The following is a 15,258-nucleotide window of genomic DNA, read 5'->3' as shown; positions in this document are numbered from 1 at the left end:
GTCGCCGCCACGTCGCCCCCGGCCTCCGCCGCGCGGCGCAGGGCGCGCGCGCCCGGATCGGCCGACACGTAGACCTTGAGCTCCGCCTGCGGCCACACCACCGATCCGATGTCACGGCCCTCGACGACGATCCCGCCGGTGGCCAGCGCCTCGGCGATGATGTCGCGCTGCAGCTCCAGCAGCCGGGCGCGTACGGCGGGCACGGCGCTGACCGGGGACACCGCCGCGTTCACCGCGTCGGAGCGGATCTCACTCGCCACGTCCAGGCCGTCGAGCGTGATGGTCGGGCCCGACGGGTCGGTGCCGGAGACGAGGTAGGGCCGGGACGCGACCGCGGTGACGGCGTCCGCGTCGTGCACGTCGACGCCGTTGGTCAGCATCCACCACGTCATCGCGCGGAACTGCGCACCGGTGTCGAGGTAGCGCAGTCCGAGCCTCTCGGCGACGCCCCGCGAGGTGCTCGACTTGCCGGATCCGGAGGTGCCGTCGACGGCGATGACCAGGGGATTCCGGGACGTGCTCACGGACCACCACCCTAGCCGAATGGGGCCTCCCCTCCCGTCGAGTGGGGCCTCCCCGCCCGCCGAATAGGGGCTCCCCTCGCGCCGAGTGGGGGCTCCCCTGGGATCGAGTGGAGGCTCCCCTGGGATCGAGTGGAGGCTTGGAGTGGCCGGGGTGCGCCGAGGCCCCACTCAGCCGGACGCAAGGCCCCACTCGGCGGGCGGGGAGGCCCCATTCGGCTAGGAGTGGGACGCCCATCCTCGTGATCCGAGCGCGGCGACGAGGCCGTCGGCCGCCGCGGCGTCCACGACGACCTCGACGATGCCGACCTGGCGGCCGGGGTCGTGGTCGATCCGGACGTCCTCGATGTTGACCCCGATCTCGCCGGCGTCGGCGAAGAGCCGGGCGAGGCCGCCGGGCGCGTCCGGGACGGCGACGAAGACCGACGCCATCGGCCGGATCGGTCCGCCGTGCTTGGCGGGGATGGCGGTGGTGCCGGCGTTGCCGCGGCGCAGGATGGCCTCGATGGACGTCCGGTCCCCCTCGGTGAGCGCGGCGAGGAGCGTGTCGATCTCGGCGCGCAGCTCGCCCAGCAGCTCGGCGACGGCGGTCGCGTTGCCGCCGACGATCTGGCTGTAGAGATCCGGATCGCCACCGGCGACGCGGGTGACGTCGCGCACGCCCTGCCCCGACAGCGCGAGGTGCTCGGCCGGCGCGCCGGCCAGCCGGCCCGCGGTCAGCGCCGCCATCAGGTGCGGGACGTGGCTGATCCGCGCGACGGCGCGGTCGTGCTCCGCCGGCGTCATCTCCGCGACGACGCCCCCGCAGACCTCGGCGAGGGCGCGGACGAGCTCGACCGCGTCGGGCGACGACGCGGCATGCGGCGTGATGGCCCACGGGCGCCCGTCGAAGAGCGTGGCGCTCGCGGCCAGCGGGCCGGACCGCTCGTTGCCCGCCATCGGGTGGGAGCCGGCGTACCGCTCGGCGCCGGGGAGGCCCGCGACGGCGAGCGCCGGGATCTCCTTGATGCTGCCGACGTCGGTGACGACACCGTCGCCGGCGCTCAGAGCGGACGCGATGACCTCGCCGAGATGGTCCGGCGGCACGGCGACGACGACCAGCTGAGGGCGGTCCTCCGGCCGGCGCGGACGGCCGGCGCCGAGCCCGGTCGCGGTGCGGACGTGGTCGGCGTCGAGGTCGCTCAGCAGCACCTCCAGACCGGCGCGACGGCACGCCAGGGCGACCGAGGTGCCCAGCAGCCCGGTCCCGATGATCTCGACCGGCCCTGCCAGGACGGGGGCAGCCGTCACTGGGCCGAGGTCAGGTCGGGGCGCAGCGTCACCGCGCCGTGGAGGTAGACGTGGGTGATGTCGCTCTTGGCGAGCGGGGACTCGACGTGCGCCAGGAGACGTACGGCGCGAGGCAGGCTCCCGGCGATGTCGAGCTCTCGCGCGCAGATCAACGGGACGTCGGAGAACCCCAGCGACCGCGCGGCGACCGCGGGAAAGGCCGAGGTGAGGTCGGACGTGGCGGTGAAGAGGATCGAGATGACGTCGTCCTGGGTCAGCCCGTTGGCCTCGAGCACACCCGTGAGCAGCTCGACCACCCGCTCGTGCATGTGGTCGGCGTCATCGGTCTCGAGCTGGGTCGCTCCCCTGATCGCACGCACCACCACGAGGCAGACACTAGCGGCAGTCGCCCCATGCTCGACATGGGCCCCAGCGAGTCGCGGCGGCCGTCAGAGCGCGGCGGTGTCCAGCAGAGGGCCGAGCTCGTCCTTGGTCAGCTCCCGCATCTGACCCGCCCTCAGGCGGCCGAGCTTCACGGGGCCGACCTGGATCCGGCTGAGCTGGCGCACCGGGTGGCCGAGCTCGGCCAGCAACCGGCGTACGACGTGCTTGCGGCCGTCGTGGATGGTGAGCTCGACGATCGACTTGGCGGCGGTCGCCTCGATGATCCGGGCACGGTGGACCTCGACAGGGCCGTCGTCCAGCTCGACGCCCTCGATCAGCGACTTCACGTGTCGTGGGTAGAGCTGGCCGTCGACCTCGGCGACGTAGGTCTTCTCGACCAGATGGGAGGGGTGCGACACCTTCTGCGCGAAGTCGCCGTCGTTGGTGAGCAGCAGCAGCCCGGTGGTGTCGGTGTCGAGGCGGCCGACGTTGAAGAGCCGCTCGGGCCGGTCCGCGACGAACTCCGCCAGCGTCCGCTCGGCGTGCGGGTCGCTCATCGTGGACGTGACGCCGCGCGGCTTGTTGAACGCGAGGTAGACCTTGCCGCTGACCGGCGGGAGCCGCTTGCCGCTCACCCGGATCTGGTCGGCGGCGGGGTCGATCTTGGTGCCGAGCCGGGTGACCACCTCGCCGTTGACGGTGACCTGGCCGTCGAGCATCAGCTCCTCGCACGCCCGGCGCGACGCGACGCCGGAGAGCGCGAGGAACTTCTGCAGCCGGATCAGGCCCTCGTCGTCGAGCGGGACCTCGGTCAGCGGAGCCTCACTCACGGGGCTTCTCCGGCGAGTCCAGGGACGCCAGCTCGTCCTCGAGGTCGTCCATCTCGGGGAGGTACGGCGCCAGCTCGGGCAGCTCGTCGATGCTGGTGACCCCGATGCGCTCGAGGAAGTAGCCGGTCGTGCGGTAGAGGTGCGCGCCGGTCTCCGGGTCGCTCCCCGCCTCCTCGACGAGGCCGCGGGTGAGGAGCGTGCGCATCACGCCGTCGACGTTGACCCCGCGGATCGCCGAGACGCGGGCGCGGGAGACCGGCTGGCGGTAGGCCACGACCGCGAGCGTCTCGAGGGCTGCCTGGGTGAGCCGGGCCTGCTGGCCCTCGAGGACGAAGCCCTCGACGACGTGGGCGAACTCGTCGCGGGTGTAGAAGCGCCAGCCGCCCGCGACGTTGCGGAGGTCGAAGCCACGGCCCTGCTCGGCGTACTCGGCGGCGAGGGCGGTGAGCGCGGCAGCCACCTCGTCGGCGGGGTAGCCGACGGCGGTCGCCAGCGTGGCGACGTCGAGCGGCTGGTCAGCGACCATGAGCACCGCCTCCAGCGACGGGCGCAGCTCGGCGACCGGGACGGCGAGGGACTCCTCCGCGATCTGGTCAGTCATCGTTCTCCTCCGGAGCAGGGGTGGGCAGGGGTGGGGCGCCGTCGAACTCGTCCTGGATGAGCACGTCGACGTCGGCGTCCTCGTCGCCGGTCCAGCGCACGGTGAGCTCGCCGAGCGGGGTGACCTGGTCGAACCCGACGGCGCCCTCGCGGAACAGCTCGAGCAGCGACAGGAAGCGGGCGACCGTGGTGAGGGTGTCGGGCGAGTCGCCGACGAGGGCGCGGAAGGTGAGGGTGCCCGCCCGGCGGAGCCGGTCGACGACGATGCCGGCCTGCTCGCGCACGCTGACCGCGGGCGCGTGGATGTGGGCGAGGGTCAGCTCGGGCGGGCCCGGCTTGGGCGCGAGCGCCTTGGCGGCCAGCTGGGCGAACTGGTCCAGGCCGATGCCGATGAGCACCTCGGGCAGCAGGGTCGCGAACCGCTCCTCCAGGCCGACGGCCCGTGGGAACCGCTTGGACTCCCCCGCGAGCCGCTCCTCGAGCACGCCCGCGACCTGCTTGAACGCCTTGTACTGCAGCAGCCGCGCGAAGAGCAGGTCGCGGGCCTCGAGCAGTGCGAGGTCCTCCTCGTCCTCGACGTCGCCGGCGGGCAGCAGCCGCGCCGCCTTGAGGTCGAGCAGGGTCGCGGCGACCAGCAGGAAGGAGGAGGTCTGCTCGAGGTCCCACTCGTCGCCCGCTCCCTTGACGTGCGCGATGAACTCGTCGGTGACGCGCGCCAGAGCGACCTCGGTGATGTCGAGCTTGTGCTTGGCGATGAGGCTCAGCAGGAGGTCGAACGGGCCCTCGAAGTTGTCGAGCCGGACCTCGAAGCCGTGCTCGCCCGCCTCGTCGATCGCCTGCGTCATCAGCCCTCGCGCAGGCGCTTCACGAGGGCGCTCTTGTCGCCCTTCGCCTCGAGCTCGGCGAGCACGAGCGCGACCGCCTCGCGCACCAGCCGACCGCGGTCGACGACGAGGCTGTGGTGGCGTCGCAGGCCGATCCGGGCCTGCTCGATCTCCATCAGCTCCTCGTCGGTGATGTAGACCGTCATCTTGGCGTCGTGCTTGACCCGGCCACTGGGCCGGCGATCCTCGGCGGGCTCCGACGTCGCGTCCGCCTTCGCCCCGGCGGGCTCCGCCGGCTGCGCGGTCGGCCGGAACAGGTCGTCGGCCTTGGGCAGGCTCACGCGCCGCGCTGCCATCGGGCCAGCACCTCCCTCGCCAGCTGGCGGTAGGCGTCGGCGCCGGTGGAGGTCGCGGCGAACTCGGTGATCGGCTCGCCGGCCACGGTCGCGTCGGAGAACTTCACGGTCCGCCGGATCACGGTGTGGAAGACGGTGTCGCCCCAGGCCTGGACCAGCGTCGACATCACCTCGCGGCTGTGCAGGGTGCGGCCGTCGTACATCGTGCCGAGGAGGCCGTCGATCACGAGCTTCGGGTTGAGCCGCTTGCGGACCCGCTCGATGGTGTCGGTGAGCAGCGCGACGCCGCGGAGCGCGAAGTACTCCGTCTCCAGCGGCACGATGACCGAGTCCGACGCGGTGAGCGCGTTGACGGTCAGCAGGCCGAGGGAGGGCTGGCAGTCGATCAGGATGACGTCGTACGCCGTCGCGGCATCGGACAGCTTGTCCTTGAGCACCTGCTCGCGACCCACCTCCGAGACCAGCTGGATCTCCGCGCCGGCGAGGTCGATGACCGCCGGCAGGACGTCCATCCCCTCGGTGCCGGTGGGCGTCACGATGTCCTTCCACGTGACGTCGGAGTCCATCAGCAGGTCGTAGGTCGACACCTCGATGCCGTTCGGGTCGAGGCCGACGCCCACCGACAGCGAGCCCTGCGGGTCGAGGTCGACGAGCAGGACCCGGCGGCCCAGCTCGGCCAGCGAGGCGCCGAGGTTGATCGTCGTCGTGGTCTTGCCGACCCCGCCCTTCTGGTTGCACATCGAGACGATGCGCGCGTTGCCGTGGGTCGTGAGCGGCGTCGGCTCCGGGATCACCGGAAGCGGGCGGCCGGTCGGGCCGAGCTCGGTGGAGTCGGTGTCGGGCATGGGCGCGAGATTACAGTGCCTCGTCCCCCGCGACGAGGTCGGCGTAGTCGGGATGCCTGTCGATCCACGACCTGATGAAGGGGCACTGGGGAACGACCCGCAGTCCGCCCTTCGCGCGTACGTCGTCGAGGGCTCCACGAGCCAGCGATCCACCCACGCCGTGACCCTCGAAGGCGTCGTCGACCTCGGTGTGGGTGAACACGACGTCGGAGCCCTCGACGAGGTACTCGGCGAACCCCGCCAGCTTCCCGTCGATCCACCCCTCGTAGCGCGACTCCCCCGGGTTGTCCCTCACCTCTACCGTCATGGCAGCCACTCTAGGCACCCGACCGAGCCCCTGGCGCCGGCAGCGGCCACGGCGTGGGTGTCTCCCGTCCTGCCTCAGAGCCGCCGCAGCCCCAGCACCGTGAGAGCCGGCTCGCCCAGGGCGTCGGTGAGATCGAGGTCCGCGACGGCCTCGACGACCCAGTCGTGGTGACCGGCGGGGTCGGCGAGGGTCTGGCGGAACCGGCGTACGCGCCTCGGTCCGTCGGCGGCGTCCTCGACGGCGTCCTCGGCGTGGAGGAAGCTGCCGCTGCGGGCGTCGGCGTCGAGGACGACGTCGTCGTGCTCGGCGAAGTAGGCCTCCAGCGCCCGGTCCCAGCCCTCGAAGCCGATCTCCGGGTCGAGCGCGGCCAGCCGGTCCACCTTGTCGTAGGCGATCAGCTCGACGCGGTGCCACAGCGCGTTGCGGACCATGACCGCGAAGGCGGGCTGGGCCGAGAGCGGGCGCGGTGGCGGGGGTGGCGCGTGGTGGGCCACCTCGGCGGAGACGTGCGCGGGATCCGACAGGGCGGCCCACTCGTCCAGGAGGGAGGAGTCGACCTGGCGCACGGTCTCCGAGAGCCAGTCCACGATCTCGGTCAGTGTGCCGGTGTGGTGCGCCTCCGGGACGGTGTGGGCGAGCGCCTTGTAGGCGTCGCTGAGGTAGCGCAGCACCAGCCCCTCCGAGCGTGCCAGCCCGAAGCGGGAGACGAAGTCGGTGAACCCCATCCCCTGCTCCCACATCATCCGCACGATCGACTTCGGCTCGAGTGCGTCGTCGGGGATCCACGGGTGCGGCGCGCGGTAGAGCTCGAAGAGCGGCTCCAGCATCTCCGCCAGCGGGCGCGGCCACGTCACCTCGTCGGCGCGCGCCATCCGCTCCTCGTAGTCCACGCCGTCGGCCTTGAGCTCGGCGATCAGCGCGCCGCGCGCCTCGTGCTGCTGCGCGAAGAGGATCTGCCGGGGGCCCTCCAGGGTCGCCTCGATGACCGACAGCACGTCCAGCGCGTACGACGGGGACCCGGTGTCGAGGGTGTCGAGCACCTCCAACGCGAAGTGGCTCAGGGGCTGGTTGAGGGCGAAGTCGGCCGGGAGGGCGTCGGTGATGACGTACCGCCTGCCGTGCTCGTCGGGCTCGTCGAGGCGGGTGAGGACGCCCGAGGCCACCAGCGATCGGGTCAGGCGGAGCGCCCGGCGGGCCAGCTTGAGCTGGGTCTTGCGCGGCTCGTGATTGTCCATCAGCAGCCGTCGCATGACGGGGAAGGCGTCCTGCTCGCGGGAGAGGACGTTGAGCAGCATCGCGTGGTCGACCTTCATCCGACTCGACAAGGCTTCGGGCTCGCCGGCGACGAGCTTGTCGAAGGTCGCCTCGGTCCAGACGACGGTGCCCTCGGGCGCCTTCTTCAGGTGGGCCTTGGACGCGCGGCCCTTCGTCTTCTGCGCATCTGAGAGGGAGGCGTTCTTGGCGGCGGCCTTGGCCTTGGCGCGCTCGTTCTCGATGACGTGCTCGGGCGCCTGGACGACGACCGAGCCGACGGTGTCGAAGCCCGCCCGCCCGGCACGTCCGGCGATCTGGAGGAACTCACGGGTGCGCAGGGTGCGCATCCGGGAGCCGTCGTACTTCGCGAGGGCGGTGAAGAGGACGGTGCGGATCGGGACGTTGATGCCGACGCCGAGGGTGTCGGTGCCGCAGACGACGCGGAGCAGGCCGTGCTGGGCGAGCTGCTCGACGAGCCGCCGGTAGCGCGGCAGCATCCCGGCGTGGTGGACGCCGATGCCCTTGCGCAGCAGCTGTGACAGCGTCCTGCCGAAGCCGGGGCCGAAGTGGGTGGCGGCGATCCGCTCGCGGAGCTCAGGGGTCACGGGTGGAATCCACCCGGCCGTGAGGAGGCTGGTGGCGTGCTCGACGGCGGCGGCCTGGGTGAAGTGGACGACGTAGACCGGACCCTGGCCGGTCGTGACCAGCTCCTCCAGGGTGTCGGCCAGCGGCTCGAGCGACCAGGTGAAGGTCAGCGGCACCGGCCGCTCCGCGTCGTCCACGAGTACGACGTCGCGGCCGGTGCGTCGGGTGAGGTCGGTGGCGATGTCGGTGGTGTCTCCGAGGGTGGCCGACATGAGGAGGAACTGCGTGCCGCTCAGTTCGAGCAGGGGCACCTGCCAGGCCCAGCCGCGGTCGGGCTCGCCGTAGTAGTGGAACTCGTCCATCACGACGAGCCCCACGTCGGCGCCGCTGCCCTCGCGCAGGGCGAGGTTGGCGAGCACCTCGGCGGTGCAGCAGATGATCGGGGCGTCGGCGTTGACGCTCGCGTCGCCGGTGAGCATGCCGACGTTGTCGGCGCCGAAGGTGGCGCAGAGGTCGAAGAACTTCTCGCTGACCAGCGCCTTGATCGGGGCGGTGTAGAAGCTGACCCGGTCGGTCGCGAGCGCGGCGGCGTGGGCGGCGACGGCGACCAGCGACTTGCCGGAGCCGGTCGGGGTGGCGAGCACGACGTGGTCCCCGGCGAGGAGGGCGAGCGTCGCCTCCTCCTGGTGGGGATAGAGGCTGATGCCGCGCTGCTCGGCGTACGTCTCGACGGCGGTGAGGACGTCCTCGGGCGGCGCGCCGGCGGCGGGCCAGGCCGGGATGCCGGGCGTGCTCATCGGGCGCGCGGGTGCGCGGTGGCGAAGACCTCGCGCAGGTTGTCGACGGTGACCATCGTGTAGATCTGCGTCGTCGTGACCGAGGCGTGGCCGAGCAACTCCTGCACGACCCGGACGTCGGCGCCGCCGTCGAGCAGGTGGGTGGCGAAGGAGTGCCGCATCGTGTGCGGGGAGACGTCGCGGGTCACCCCGGCGCGGTCGGCGGTGCGGGTGAGCACCGTCCACGCGGACTGGCGGGAGAGCCGCCCACCGCGGGCGTTGAGGAAGAGCGCGCCGCCGCTCCCCCGCGGGTCGGTCGCGCCGGCGGCGATCTCGGGCCGGCCGCGGACCAGCCAGGCGTCCAGGGCCGCACGGGCGTACGAGCCGAGCGGCACGAGCCGCTCCTTGCCGCCCTTGCCGCGCAGCAGCACGGTGCCGTCCGACGCAGATCCGGAGATGTCGAGGTCGTCCACGTCGAGCCCGACCGCCTCGGAGATCCGCGCGCCGGTGCCGTAGAGCACCTCCAGGAGCGCCTTGTCCCGCAGCCCGAGCGTGGTCTCGGTGTCGACCGCGCCGAGGATCGCCTCGACGTCGGCCAGCGGCAGCGCCTTGGGCAGCCGCTTCGCCGGCCGCGGAGGGCGTACGCCGGCGGCCGGGTCGCTCGCCAGCAGCCCGTCGGCCAGGGCGAACCGGTGGAAGCCGCGCACGGCGACGAGCATCCGGGCCCGTGAGCTGGCGCTCAGCGGCTCGTGGTCGCGATCGCCCTCGGCCAGCCGGAGCTGGTAGGCGGTGAGCGTCGCCTCGGTGATCGCGCCGAGGTCCTCGATGCCCTCGGCCGCGAGGAAGTCGAGATAGCGGCCGAGGTCGCGGCGGTAGGCGGCGAGGGTGTTGGCGGAGAGCCCCCGCTCGACGGCGAGATGGTCCAGCCAGGTGCGGACTGCCTGCGCCGGCCTAGCGGTGGCCACTACACCGAGCCACGGCGCGACATCACGTTGTAGGCCAGCACCGCGGTCACCAGGCCGCCGTCCTGGACCCGGCCCGAGACGACGTCGTCGAGCAGCTGGACGAACGGCACCCAGGTCGGCACGAGGTCGAGCTCCTCGTGCCTCAGCTCGAAGTCGCCGCGCCCGACCTCGGTGAGGCCGCGCGCCAGGAAGAGGTGGAACCTCTGGTCGGTGTTGCCCGGCGACACGGAGTAGGACAGCAGCGGCGTCCAGTCGGCGGCGGCGTACCCGGCCTCCTCCTGCAGCTCGCGCCTCGCGACGTCGAGCGGCTCCTCCCCCTCCTCGTCGAGGACGCCGGCCGGGAGCTGCACGACTCGGGACTGGACCGCGTGGCGGTACTGCGAGAGCACCAGCACCTGGTGCTCCTCGTCGATCGCGAGCACGATCGCGGCGCCCGGGTGCTCGACGACGAGCCGGGTGAACTCCTCCCCACCCTCGGGGCGGGTGATGGTGTCCTGCCGGACGGCGACGACCCAGTCGTCGCGGTGGACGTCGCGCGTGGCGACGACGGGCCAGGACTCGGGCTGATCGGCGACCATCACGCGAGCGGGGCCTCGGCGGGCGCCTCCGCCTCCGGCTCGCGGTAGAGGGTCGACTCGTCGATCGGGAAGCGCTGCTCCTTCTGCCGGGCGAGCGCGGCGCCGATCAGCCCCTTGAACAGCGGGTGCGGCCGGGTCGGGCGGGAGCGGAGCTCCGGGTGGGCCTGGGTCGACACGTAGTAGGGGTGCACGTCGCGCGGCAGCTCGACGAACTCGACGAGGTTGTTGTCCGGGCTGGTGCCGGAGAAGACCAGGCCGGCCTCCTCGAGCTGGTCGCGGTAGGCGTTGTTGACCTCGTAGCGGTGACGGTGGCGCTCCTGGATCTGCGCCTCGCCGTCGTACGTCTCGCGGATGACGCTGCCCTCCTTGAGGGCCGCCGGATAGAGGCCGAGGCGCATCGTGCCGCCCAGGTCGCCGGCGCCCTCGACGAAGGCGAGCTGCTCGTCCATCGTGGCGATCACCGGCTCGGGCGTCTCGGGGTCGAACTCCGTCGAGCCGGCCTTCTCCAGGCCGAGGACCTGGCGGGAGTACTCGATCACCATGCACTGCAGGCCGAGGCAGATGCCGAGCGTGGGGATGCCGTGGGTGCGGGCGTAGGTGAGCGCGCCGAGCTTCCCCTCCAGGCCGCGTACGCCGAAGCCGCCTGGCACGAGGACGGCGTCCACGTCGCCGAGATTGCGGGCGGCGCCCGCGGGCGTGGCGCACTCGTCGGAGGGGATCCAGCGGATGGTGACCCGGGTCTCGTGCGCGAAGCCGCCGGCCTTGAGCGCCTCGGCGACGGAGAGGTAGGCGTCGGGCAGATCGATGTACTTGCCGACGAGGGCGACCTCGACCTCCTCCTTGGGGTGGTGGACCCGGCGGAGCAGGTCGTCCCAGACCGACCAGTCGACGTCGCGGAAGGGCAGGCCGAGCTTGCGCACGACGTAGGCGTCGAGGCCCTCCCGGTGCAGGACCTTCGGGATGTCGTAGATGCTCGGCGCGTCGGCGGCCGTCACCACGGCCTCGTCGTCGACGTCGCACATGAGCGCGATCTTCGACTTGATCGACTGCGGCAGCTCGCGGTCCGCGCGGCACACGATGGCGTCGGGCTGGATGCCGATCTGGCGCAGCGCCATCACCGAGTGCTGGGTCGGCTTGGTCTTGAGCTCCTTGGACGGGCCGATGTAGGGCACGAGGGAGACGTGGACGAAGAAGACGTTGTCGCGGCCGAGCTTTTGGCGCACCTGCCGGGCGGACTCGAGGAAGGGCAGCGACTCGATGTCGCCGACGGTGCCGCCGATCTCGGTGATGCAGACGTCCACGTCGGGGCTGTGCATCGCGAGGATCCGGTCGGCGATCTCGTTGGTGATGTGCGGGATCACCTGGACCGTCTCGCCGAGGTAGTCGCCGCGGCGCTCCTTGGCGATCACGTTGGAGTAGACCTGCCCGGTCGTCACGTTGGCGTGGCCGACGAGGTCGACGTCGAGGAAGCGCTCGTAGTGCCCGATGTCGAGGTCGGTCTCGGCGCCGTCGTTGGTGACGAAGACCTCACCGTGCTGGAACGGGTTCATCGTCCCGGGGTCGACGTTGAGGTAGGGATCGAGCTTCTGCATCGTCACGCGGAGGCCGCGCGAGCGGAGCAGACGACCGAGGCTCGAGGCCGTGAGGCCCTTTCCCAGCGAGGAGGCGACGCCTCCGGTCACGAACACGTGCTTGGTGGGAGACGCCGATCTCATGGACCTCGATCCTATCCTGCCGGGACCGATCCGTCCGAACCGGACGCGCCGTAGCTGCCGCCCGGCGCGGTGGTCTGACGGGCCAGCAGGAGCACGGTGGCGATGGGTCCGGCGGCGCTGTCGAGGCCGTCGTACGTGCCGACGGGGAGTGCCGCGTCGCGGACCGCGGCCACGTCGGCGTCGGAGGTGTCGCCGGCGATCACGAGGCCGTGGGCCTGGCCGAGCAGGCCGGACGTCAGGCCGGTGACGATCGCGGCCTCGGCGTCGTGGGTGCCGTTGCCGGTGACGAGCAGCGTGAGGGTCGCGACGTCGCCGGCGATGGGCGCCTCGACCAGCTTGCCGGTGGCGAGCGTGTCGCGGATCGTCGAGGCCTCGGCGCCGGGCGCACCCTGAGCGGCCTTGGTGGTCAGGGCCACGCCGAGCAGCGCGCCCATCCGCGGGTACGTCGTCAGCGAGCCGTCGACGACGCCGGGGACCTGGGCCGCCAGCTGGCTCCCGAGCGCGTCGACGAGCTGCTTGCCGTCGCCGTCGGTGAGCGCCGTGGTGAGGGTCGTGGTGCTCGTCACCGCTCCCCCGGCCGAGGCGACGTCGGCGGCGATCGTCTCGAGCGCTCCGGAGTCGGCGCCGGGCATCGCGACGATCGCGACGCTCTGGCCGGTGAGCCTCCCCGCCAGCGCGGCCGGTGCGAGAGCCTGCAGGAGCGCGGCGTCGAGCGGGTCGGAGTCCGCCGCGCCCACGGTGCCGTCGTCGGCGCCGCCCGTGTCACCCGGGTCATGGCTCCGCGACGCGGCGCGGTCCGTGCCGAGCTCGTCGTTCAGCCGGTCGCCGAGCGGTCCCGCGCCCAGCGCGATGCCGATCGCGAGGGCGAGGACGAGCGCGATCAGGCCGAGCAGCCGCCTCACGAGAGCCGACCCTGCAGCGTGTCGAGCCAGGCCTGCCCGATGGGCGTGGCGGCGATGGCGAGCCCGAGACCGGCGAGGCTGGCGGCGAGGGCACCGGCGACGTGCCACGGCCGCACCCGCCCGGTGTGCAGGAGCGCGACCGCGTGGGCGTCGACGTAGGTGGCGCCGGCCACCAGGCGGGCGAGGAACGCGCCGGCCAAGCCGGGGCGCTGCTGGTCGAGGAAGTCGGCCAGCGTCGCGGGCAGGCCCGCCCCGACGATCAGCCGGGCCTCCCCGGCGTGGGCGAGCAGGACCGCGACGTCGTCGCCGCCGGCGTACGTCGTCACCGTGTGCGGCGCGACCCCGATGCGGCCGATCGAGTCGAGCACCTCCGGAAGCGCGTCGGCACGGGCCACCAGGACGACGTCCTTCGCTCCGCGCAGGACGCGGGTGGACGGCAGCCGCTCCGCCTCGGTGAGCACCACGACGTCGGGCCGGAGACGGTGGGCACGCAGGCGGTCCGCCGCCCCCTCCACCGCGATCACGACCGCCCGCTCCTGGTGGATGAAGCCGCGCAGGTGCACCATCTCGGCCGGCTCGGCCTGGCCGACCACCACGACGGGGCGCCCCGCGAGCGGCGTGGCCAGCCGGGGCAGGCCACCGGCCTCCAGCAGCAGCCCGAGGTCGCGCCGGATGAGCTCGGTGGTGTTGTGCGCGAACGTCTCGAGGTGCACGCCGATCCCCGCCTCGGCGGCGTCCATCGCGAGACGCAGGTCGGCGTGGGTGAGCTCGCGGCCCTCGACGACGAGCTGCTCGCCGGCGTAGATCCGTCCGTCGTCCAGCCGGACCACTTCGGGGTTGTCCGCCAGACGCGCGTACGCCGACTGGCCGATACCCTCGATCAGCACGACGCCCGCCTCGGCCAGCACCAGGGGCCCGAGGTTGGCGTAGCGGCCCGACACCATCATCTGGGCGTTGACGACGGCGACGACGCCCGCGCGGAGAAGCGCCTCGGCGCAGCGCCGGTCGAGGTCCCGGTGGTCGATGACGGCGATGTCGCCAGGCCCCAGCCGCGGGAGGAGTGCCTTCGTGGGGCGCCCGACCCGAGCGGGACCGGTCACGCCACGCGGAGCGGGGGCAGGCCGGGTGGAGATCCTCATAACCTGGCCATGCTGACATCCGAGCACCGCCGATCCGGTCAGCGACGCGCGTGCCTGGGCATCACACGTAGGGCATGTCTCCTTGCCCGGCCGAAGCCGGGCAAGGAGACATGCCCTCGATGATTGATGCACGGGTCTCGCGCGCTACGCGACCCTCGGCATCCACGCTCGCCGCGTTGGCGCCGCTCAGCGCAGCCCGCTGCGCGTTCGCGTCGCCGCCTTGCGAGCGCGGCGCCGAGCGCCGATCGCTGGCACGATCCCCGCGCATCAATCATCTAGCGAGTCGCCCGGGCCACGTCCAGCAGCTCGCGGGCGTGAGCGAGCGCCGTGTCGGAGTCCGCCATGCCCGCGAGCATGCGGGACAGCTCCCGCTCCCGGCCGGCGTCGTCCAGGACGGTGAGCCCCGAGCTGGTGACGGTGCCGTCGCTCGACTTCTCCACGAGGACGTGGCGGTCGGCGTAGGCGGCGACCTGCGGGAGATGGGTCACGACGAGAACCTGGGCGGAGCGGGCCAGCTGGGCCAGCCGGCGGCCGACCTCGACCGCCGCGGCGCCGCCGACACCGGCGTCGACCTCGTCGAAGACGAAGGTCGGGACCGGACTGGTGCCCGCGAGCGCCACCTCGAGCGCCAGCATGACGCGGGACAGCTCGCCGCCGGAGGCGCCCTTGTGCAGCGGACGCGGCTCGCTGCCGGTGTTGGCGGCCAGCAGCAGCTCGACCTCGTCGACCCCGCCGGAGCCGAACCGCAGCCTCCTCCCCCCGACCTCGAGTGGGGCCTTGCCTGCGTCGAGTGGGGCCTCCGTCTGGGTGACGCGGACCTCCAGCCGCGCGTGCGGCATGGCGAGCAGCCTGAGCTCGGCCGTCACCTCGACGGCGAGGCGGCCGGCGGCGGCCGTACGGAGGTCGCTGAGCTGGCCGGCGAGTGTGCCGAGCTCACGGCGCAGGCGGGCGCGACGCTCGTGCAGCTCCTCGATCCGCTCGTCGGTGCCGTCGAGCTCCACCAGGCGCTCCGAGGAGGCGTGTGCCCAGGCGAGCACGTCGTCGATCGTCTCGCCGTACTTCCTCGTCAACGCCACGAGCGCCGCGCGCCGCTCCGACACGCTCGCCAGCCGGGCCGGGTCGGTCTCGACCGAGCTCGCGTACGACGCCACGTCGGCCGCCAGGTCGGAGAGCAGATAGGTGATCTCCGACAGCCGGTCCGCGAGCGCGGCGGCCTCGGCGTCGTGCGCCCGGACCCCCTCCAAGGCGGAGCGGGCGGCGCTCGCCGCGCCGAGCGCGTCGGGCGTCCCGAGCTCGCTGGAGAGCGCCTCGCGGGCGGTCTCGGCGGCGGTGCGGAGCGTGTCGGCGAACCCGAGGCGCGCCTCGTCGGCGGCGAGCCGGGCATCCTCGCCCGGCTCGGGGGCGCCCG

At 72.9% G+C, this 15,258-nt stretch carries 16 protein-coding genes; all 16 read right to left on the bottom strand.

The features are described 5' to 3' along the window. A partial coding sequence (cmk, locus tag QM572_RS10135) for a (d)CMP kinase (RefSeq protein ID WP_415092664.1) occupies positions 1-524 on the bottom strand: 524 nt, incomplete at its 3' end. A 216-nt stretch (positions 525-740) separates the two neighbouring features. Further along, positions 741-1,811 carry a prephenate dehydrogenase gene (locus QM572_RS10130; RefSeq protein ID WP_415092662.1) on the bottom strand — a complete coding sequence of 357 codons (1,071 nt, stop codon included), beginning with the start codon at positions 1,809-1,811 and terminating at the stop codon, positions 741-743. After that, positions 1,808-2,176, bottom strand: a complete 369-nt coding sequence (gene aroH, locus QM572_RS10125; RefSeq protein WP_415092660.1) for a chorismate mutase — start codon at positions 2,174-2,176, stop codon at positions 1,808-1,810. Before aroH ends, QM572_RS10130 begins: the two co-directional genes overlap by 4 nt. Before the next feature lie 63 nt (positions 2,177-2,239). Next, positions 2,240-3,004 carry a pseudouridine synthase gene (locus QM572_RS10120; protein ID WP_415092658.1) on the bottom strand — a complete coding sequence of 255 codons (765 nt, stop codon included), beginning with the start codon at positions 3,002-3,004 and terminating at the stop codon, positions 2,240-2,242. Next, positions 2,997-3,605: an SMC-Scp complex subunit ScpB gene (gene scpB, locus QM572_RS10115; RefSeq protein ID WP_415092655.1), complete on the bottom strand. Its 609-nt coding sequence runs from the start codon at positions 3,603-3,605 to the stop codon at positions 2,997-2,999. Before scpB ends, QM572_RS10120 begins: the two co-directional genes overlap by 8 nt. Continuing rightward, a complete protein-coding gene (locus QM572_RS10110; RefSeq protein ID WP_415092653.1) occupies positions 3,598-4,449 on the bottom strand; it encodes a segregation and condensation protein A in 852 nt (283 codons plus the stop codon). Before QM572_RS10110 ends, scpB begins: the two co-directional genes overlap by 8 nt. Then, the gene (locus tag QM572_RS10105) at positions 4,449-4,769 is read right to left on the bottom strand and encodes a hypothetical protein (RefSeq protein WP_415092651.1); all 321 of its coding nucleotides are present in this window, start codon (positions 4,767-4,769) and stop codon (positions 4,449-4,451) included. Before QM572_RS10105 ends, QM572_RS10110 begins: the two co-directional genes overlap by 1 nt. After that, positions 4,766-5,629, bottom strand: coding sequence for a ParA family protein (locus QM572_RS10100; protein WP_415092649.1), 864 nt, complete (start codon positions 5,627-5,629; stop codon positions 4,766-4,768). The genes QM572_RS10105 and QM572_RS10100 overlap by 4 nt, the downstream gene beginning before the upstream one ends. 10 nt (positions 5,630-5,639) lie before the next feature. Then, positions 5,640-5,936 (bottom strand): GNAT family N-acetyltransferase, encoded by a 297-nt coding sequence (locus QM572_RS10095; protein WP_415092647.1) that lies wholly within the window; start codon positions 5,934-5,936, stop codon positions 5,640-5,642. Between the two features lie 74 nt (positions 5,937-6,010). Next, the gene (locus tag QM572_RS10090) at positions 6,011-8,572 is read right to left on the bottom strand and encodes a DEAD/DEAH box helicase (RefSeq protein ID WP_415092645.1); all 2,562 of its coding nucleotides are present in this window, start codon (positions 8,570-8,572) and stop codon (positions 6,011-6,013) included. After that, positions 8,569-9,516 carry a site-specific tyrosine recombinase XerD gene (xerD, locus tag QM572_RS10085; RefSeq protein ID WP_415092643.1) on the bottom strand — a complete coding sequence of 316 codons (948 nt, stop codon included), beginning with the start codon at positions 9,514-9,516 and terminating at the stop codon, positions 8,569-8,571. Before xerD ends, QM572_RS10090 begins: the two co-directional genes overlap by 4 nt. Then, complete coding sequence (locus QM572_RS10080) at positions 9,516-10,094, bottom strand: NUDIX domain-containing protein (RefSeq protein WP_415092666.1); 579 nt, start codon at positions 10,092-10,094, stop codon at positions 9,516-9,518. Before QM572_RS10080 ends, xerD begins: the two co-directional genes overlap by 1 nt. Beyond that, the gene (locus tag QM572_RS10075; RefSeq protein WP_415092641.1) at positions 10,094-11,809 is read right to left on the bottom strand and encodes a CTP synthase; all 1,716 of its coding nucleotides are present in this window, start codon (positions 11,807-11,809) and stop codon (positions 10,094-10,096) included. Before QM572_RS10075 ends, QM572_RS10080 begins: the two co-directional genes overlap by 1 nt. An 11-nt stretch (positions 11,810-11,820) precedes the next feature. After that, positions 11,821-12,711: a copper transporter gene (locus QM572_RS10070; protein ID WP_415092639.1), complete on the bottom strand. Its 891-nt coding sequence runs from the start codon at positions 12,709-12,711 to the stop codon at positions 11,821-11,823. After that, positions 12,708-13,850: a putative cytokinetic ring protein SteA gene (steA, locus tag QM572_RS10065; protein ID WP_415092637.1), complete on the bottom strand. Its 1,143-nt coding sequence runs from the start codon at positions 13,848-13,850 to the stop codon at positions 12,708-12,710. Before steA ends, QM572_RS10070 begins: the two co-directional genes overlap by 4 nt. A 275-nt stretch (positions 13,851-14,125) precedes the next feature. After that, positions 14,126-15,258: DNA repair protein RecN (locus tag QM572_RS10060; RefSeq protein ID WP_415092635.1), on the bottom strand; the 1,133-nt coding region annotated here is incomplete at its 5' end.

The sequence above is a fragment of the Nocardioides sp. genome (assembly GCF_047607365.1).
Classification (GTDB): Bacteria; Actinomycetota; Actinomycetes; order Propionibacteriales; family Nocardioidaceae; genus Nocardioides.
Note: the sequence above shows the minus strand (reverse complement) of the source record. Positions and strands in the feature narration are given on the sequence as shown.

Coding starts and splice junctions, on each gene's coding strand:
- QM572_RS10075 (WP_415092641.1), bottom strand. CDS start 11,809: ATGAGATCGGCGTCTCCCACCAAGCACGTGTTCGTGACCGGAGGCGTC.
- QM572_RS10110 (WP_415092653.1), bottom strand. CDS start 4,449: ATGACGCAGGCGATCGACGAGGCGGGCGAGCACGGCTTCGAGGTCCGG.
- QM572_RS10080 (WP_415092666.1), bottom strand. CDS start 10,094: ATGGTCGCCGATCAGCCCGAGTCCTGGCCCGTCGTCGCCACGCGCGAC.
- QM572_RS10090 (WP_415092645.1), bottom strand. CDS start 8,572: ATGAGCACGCCCGGCATCCCGGCCTGGCCCGCCGCCGGCGCGCCGCCC.
- QM572_RS10100 (WP_415092649.1), bottom strand. CDS start 5,629: ATGCCCGACACCGACTCCACCGAGCTCGGCCCGACCGGCCGCCCGCTT.
- QM572_RS10095 (WP_415092647.1), bottom strand. CDS start 5,936: ATGACGGTAGAGGTGAGGGACAACCCGGGGGAGTCGCGCTACGAGGGG.
- scpB (WP_415092655.1), bottom strand. CDS start 3,605: ATGACTGACCAGATCGCGGAGGAGTCCCTCGCCGTCCCGGTCGCCGAG.
- steA (WP_415092637.1), bottom strand. CDS start 13,850: ATGAGGATCTCCACCCGGCCTGCCCCCGCTCCGCGTGGCGTGACCGGT.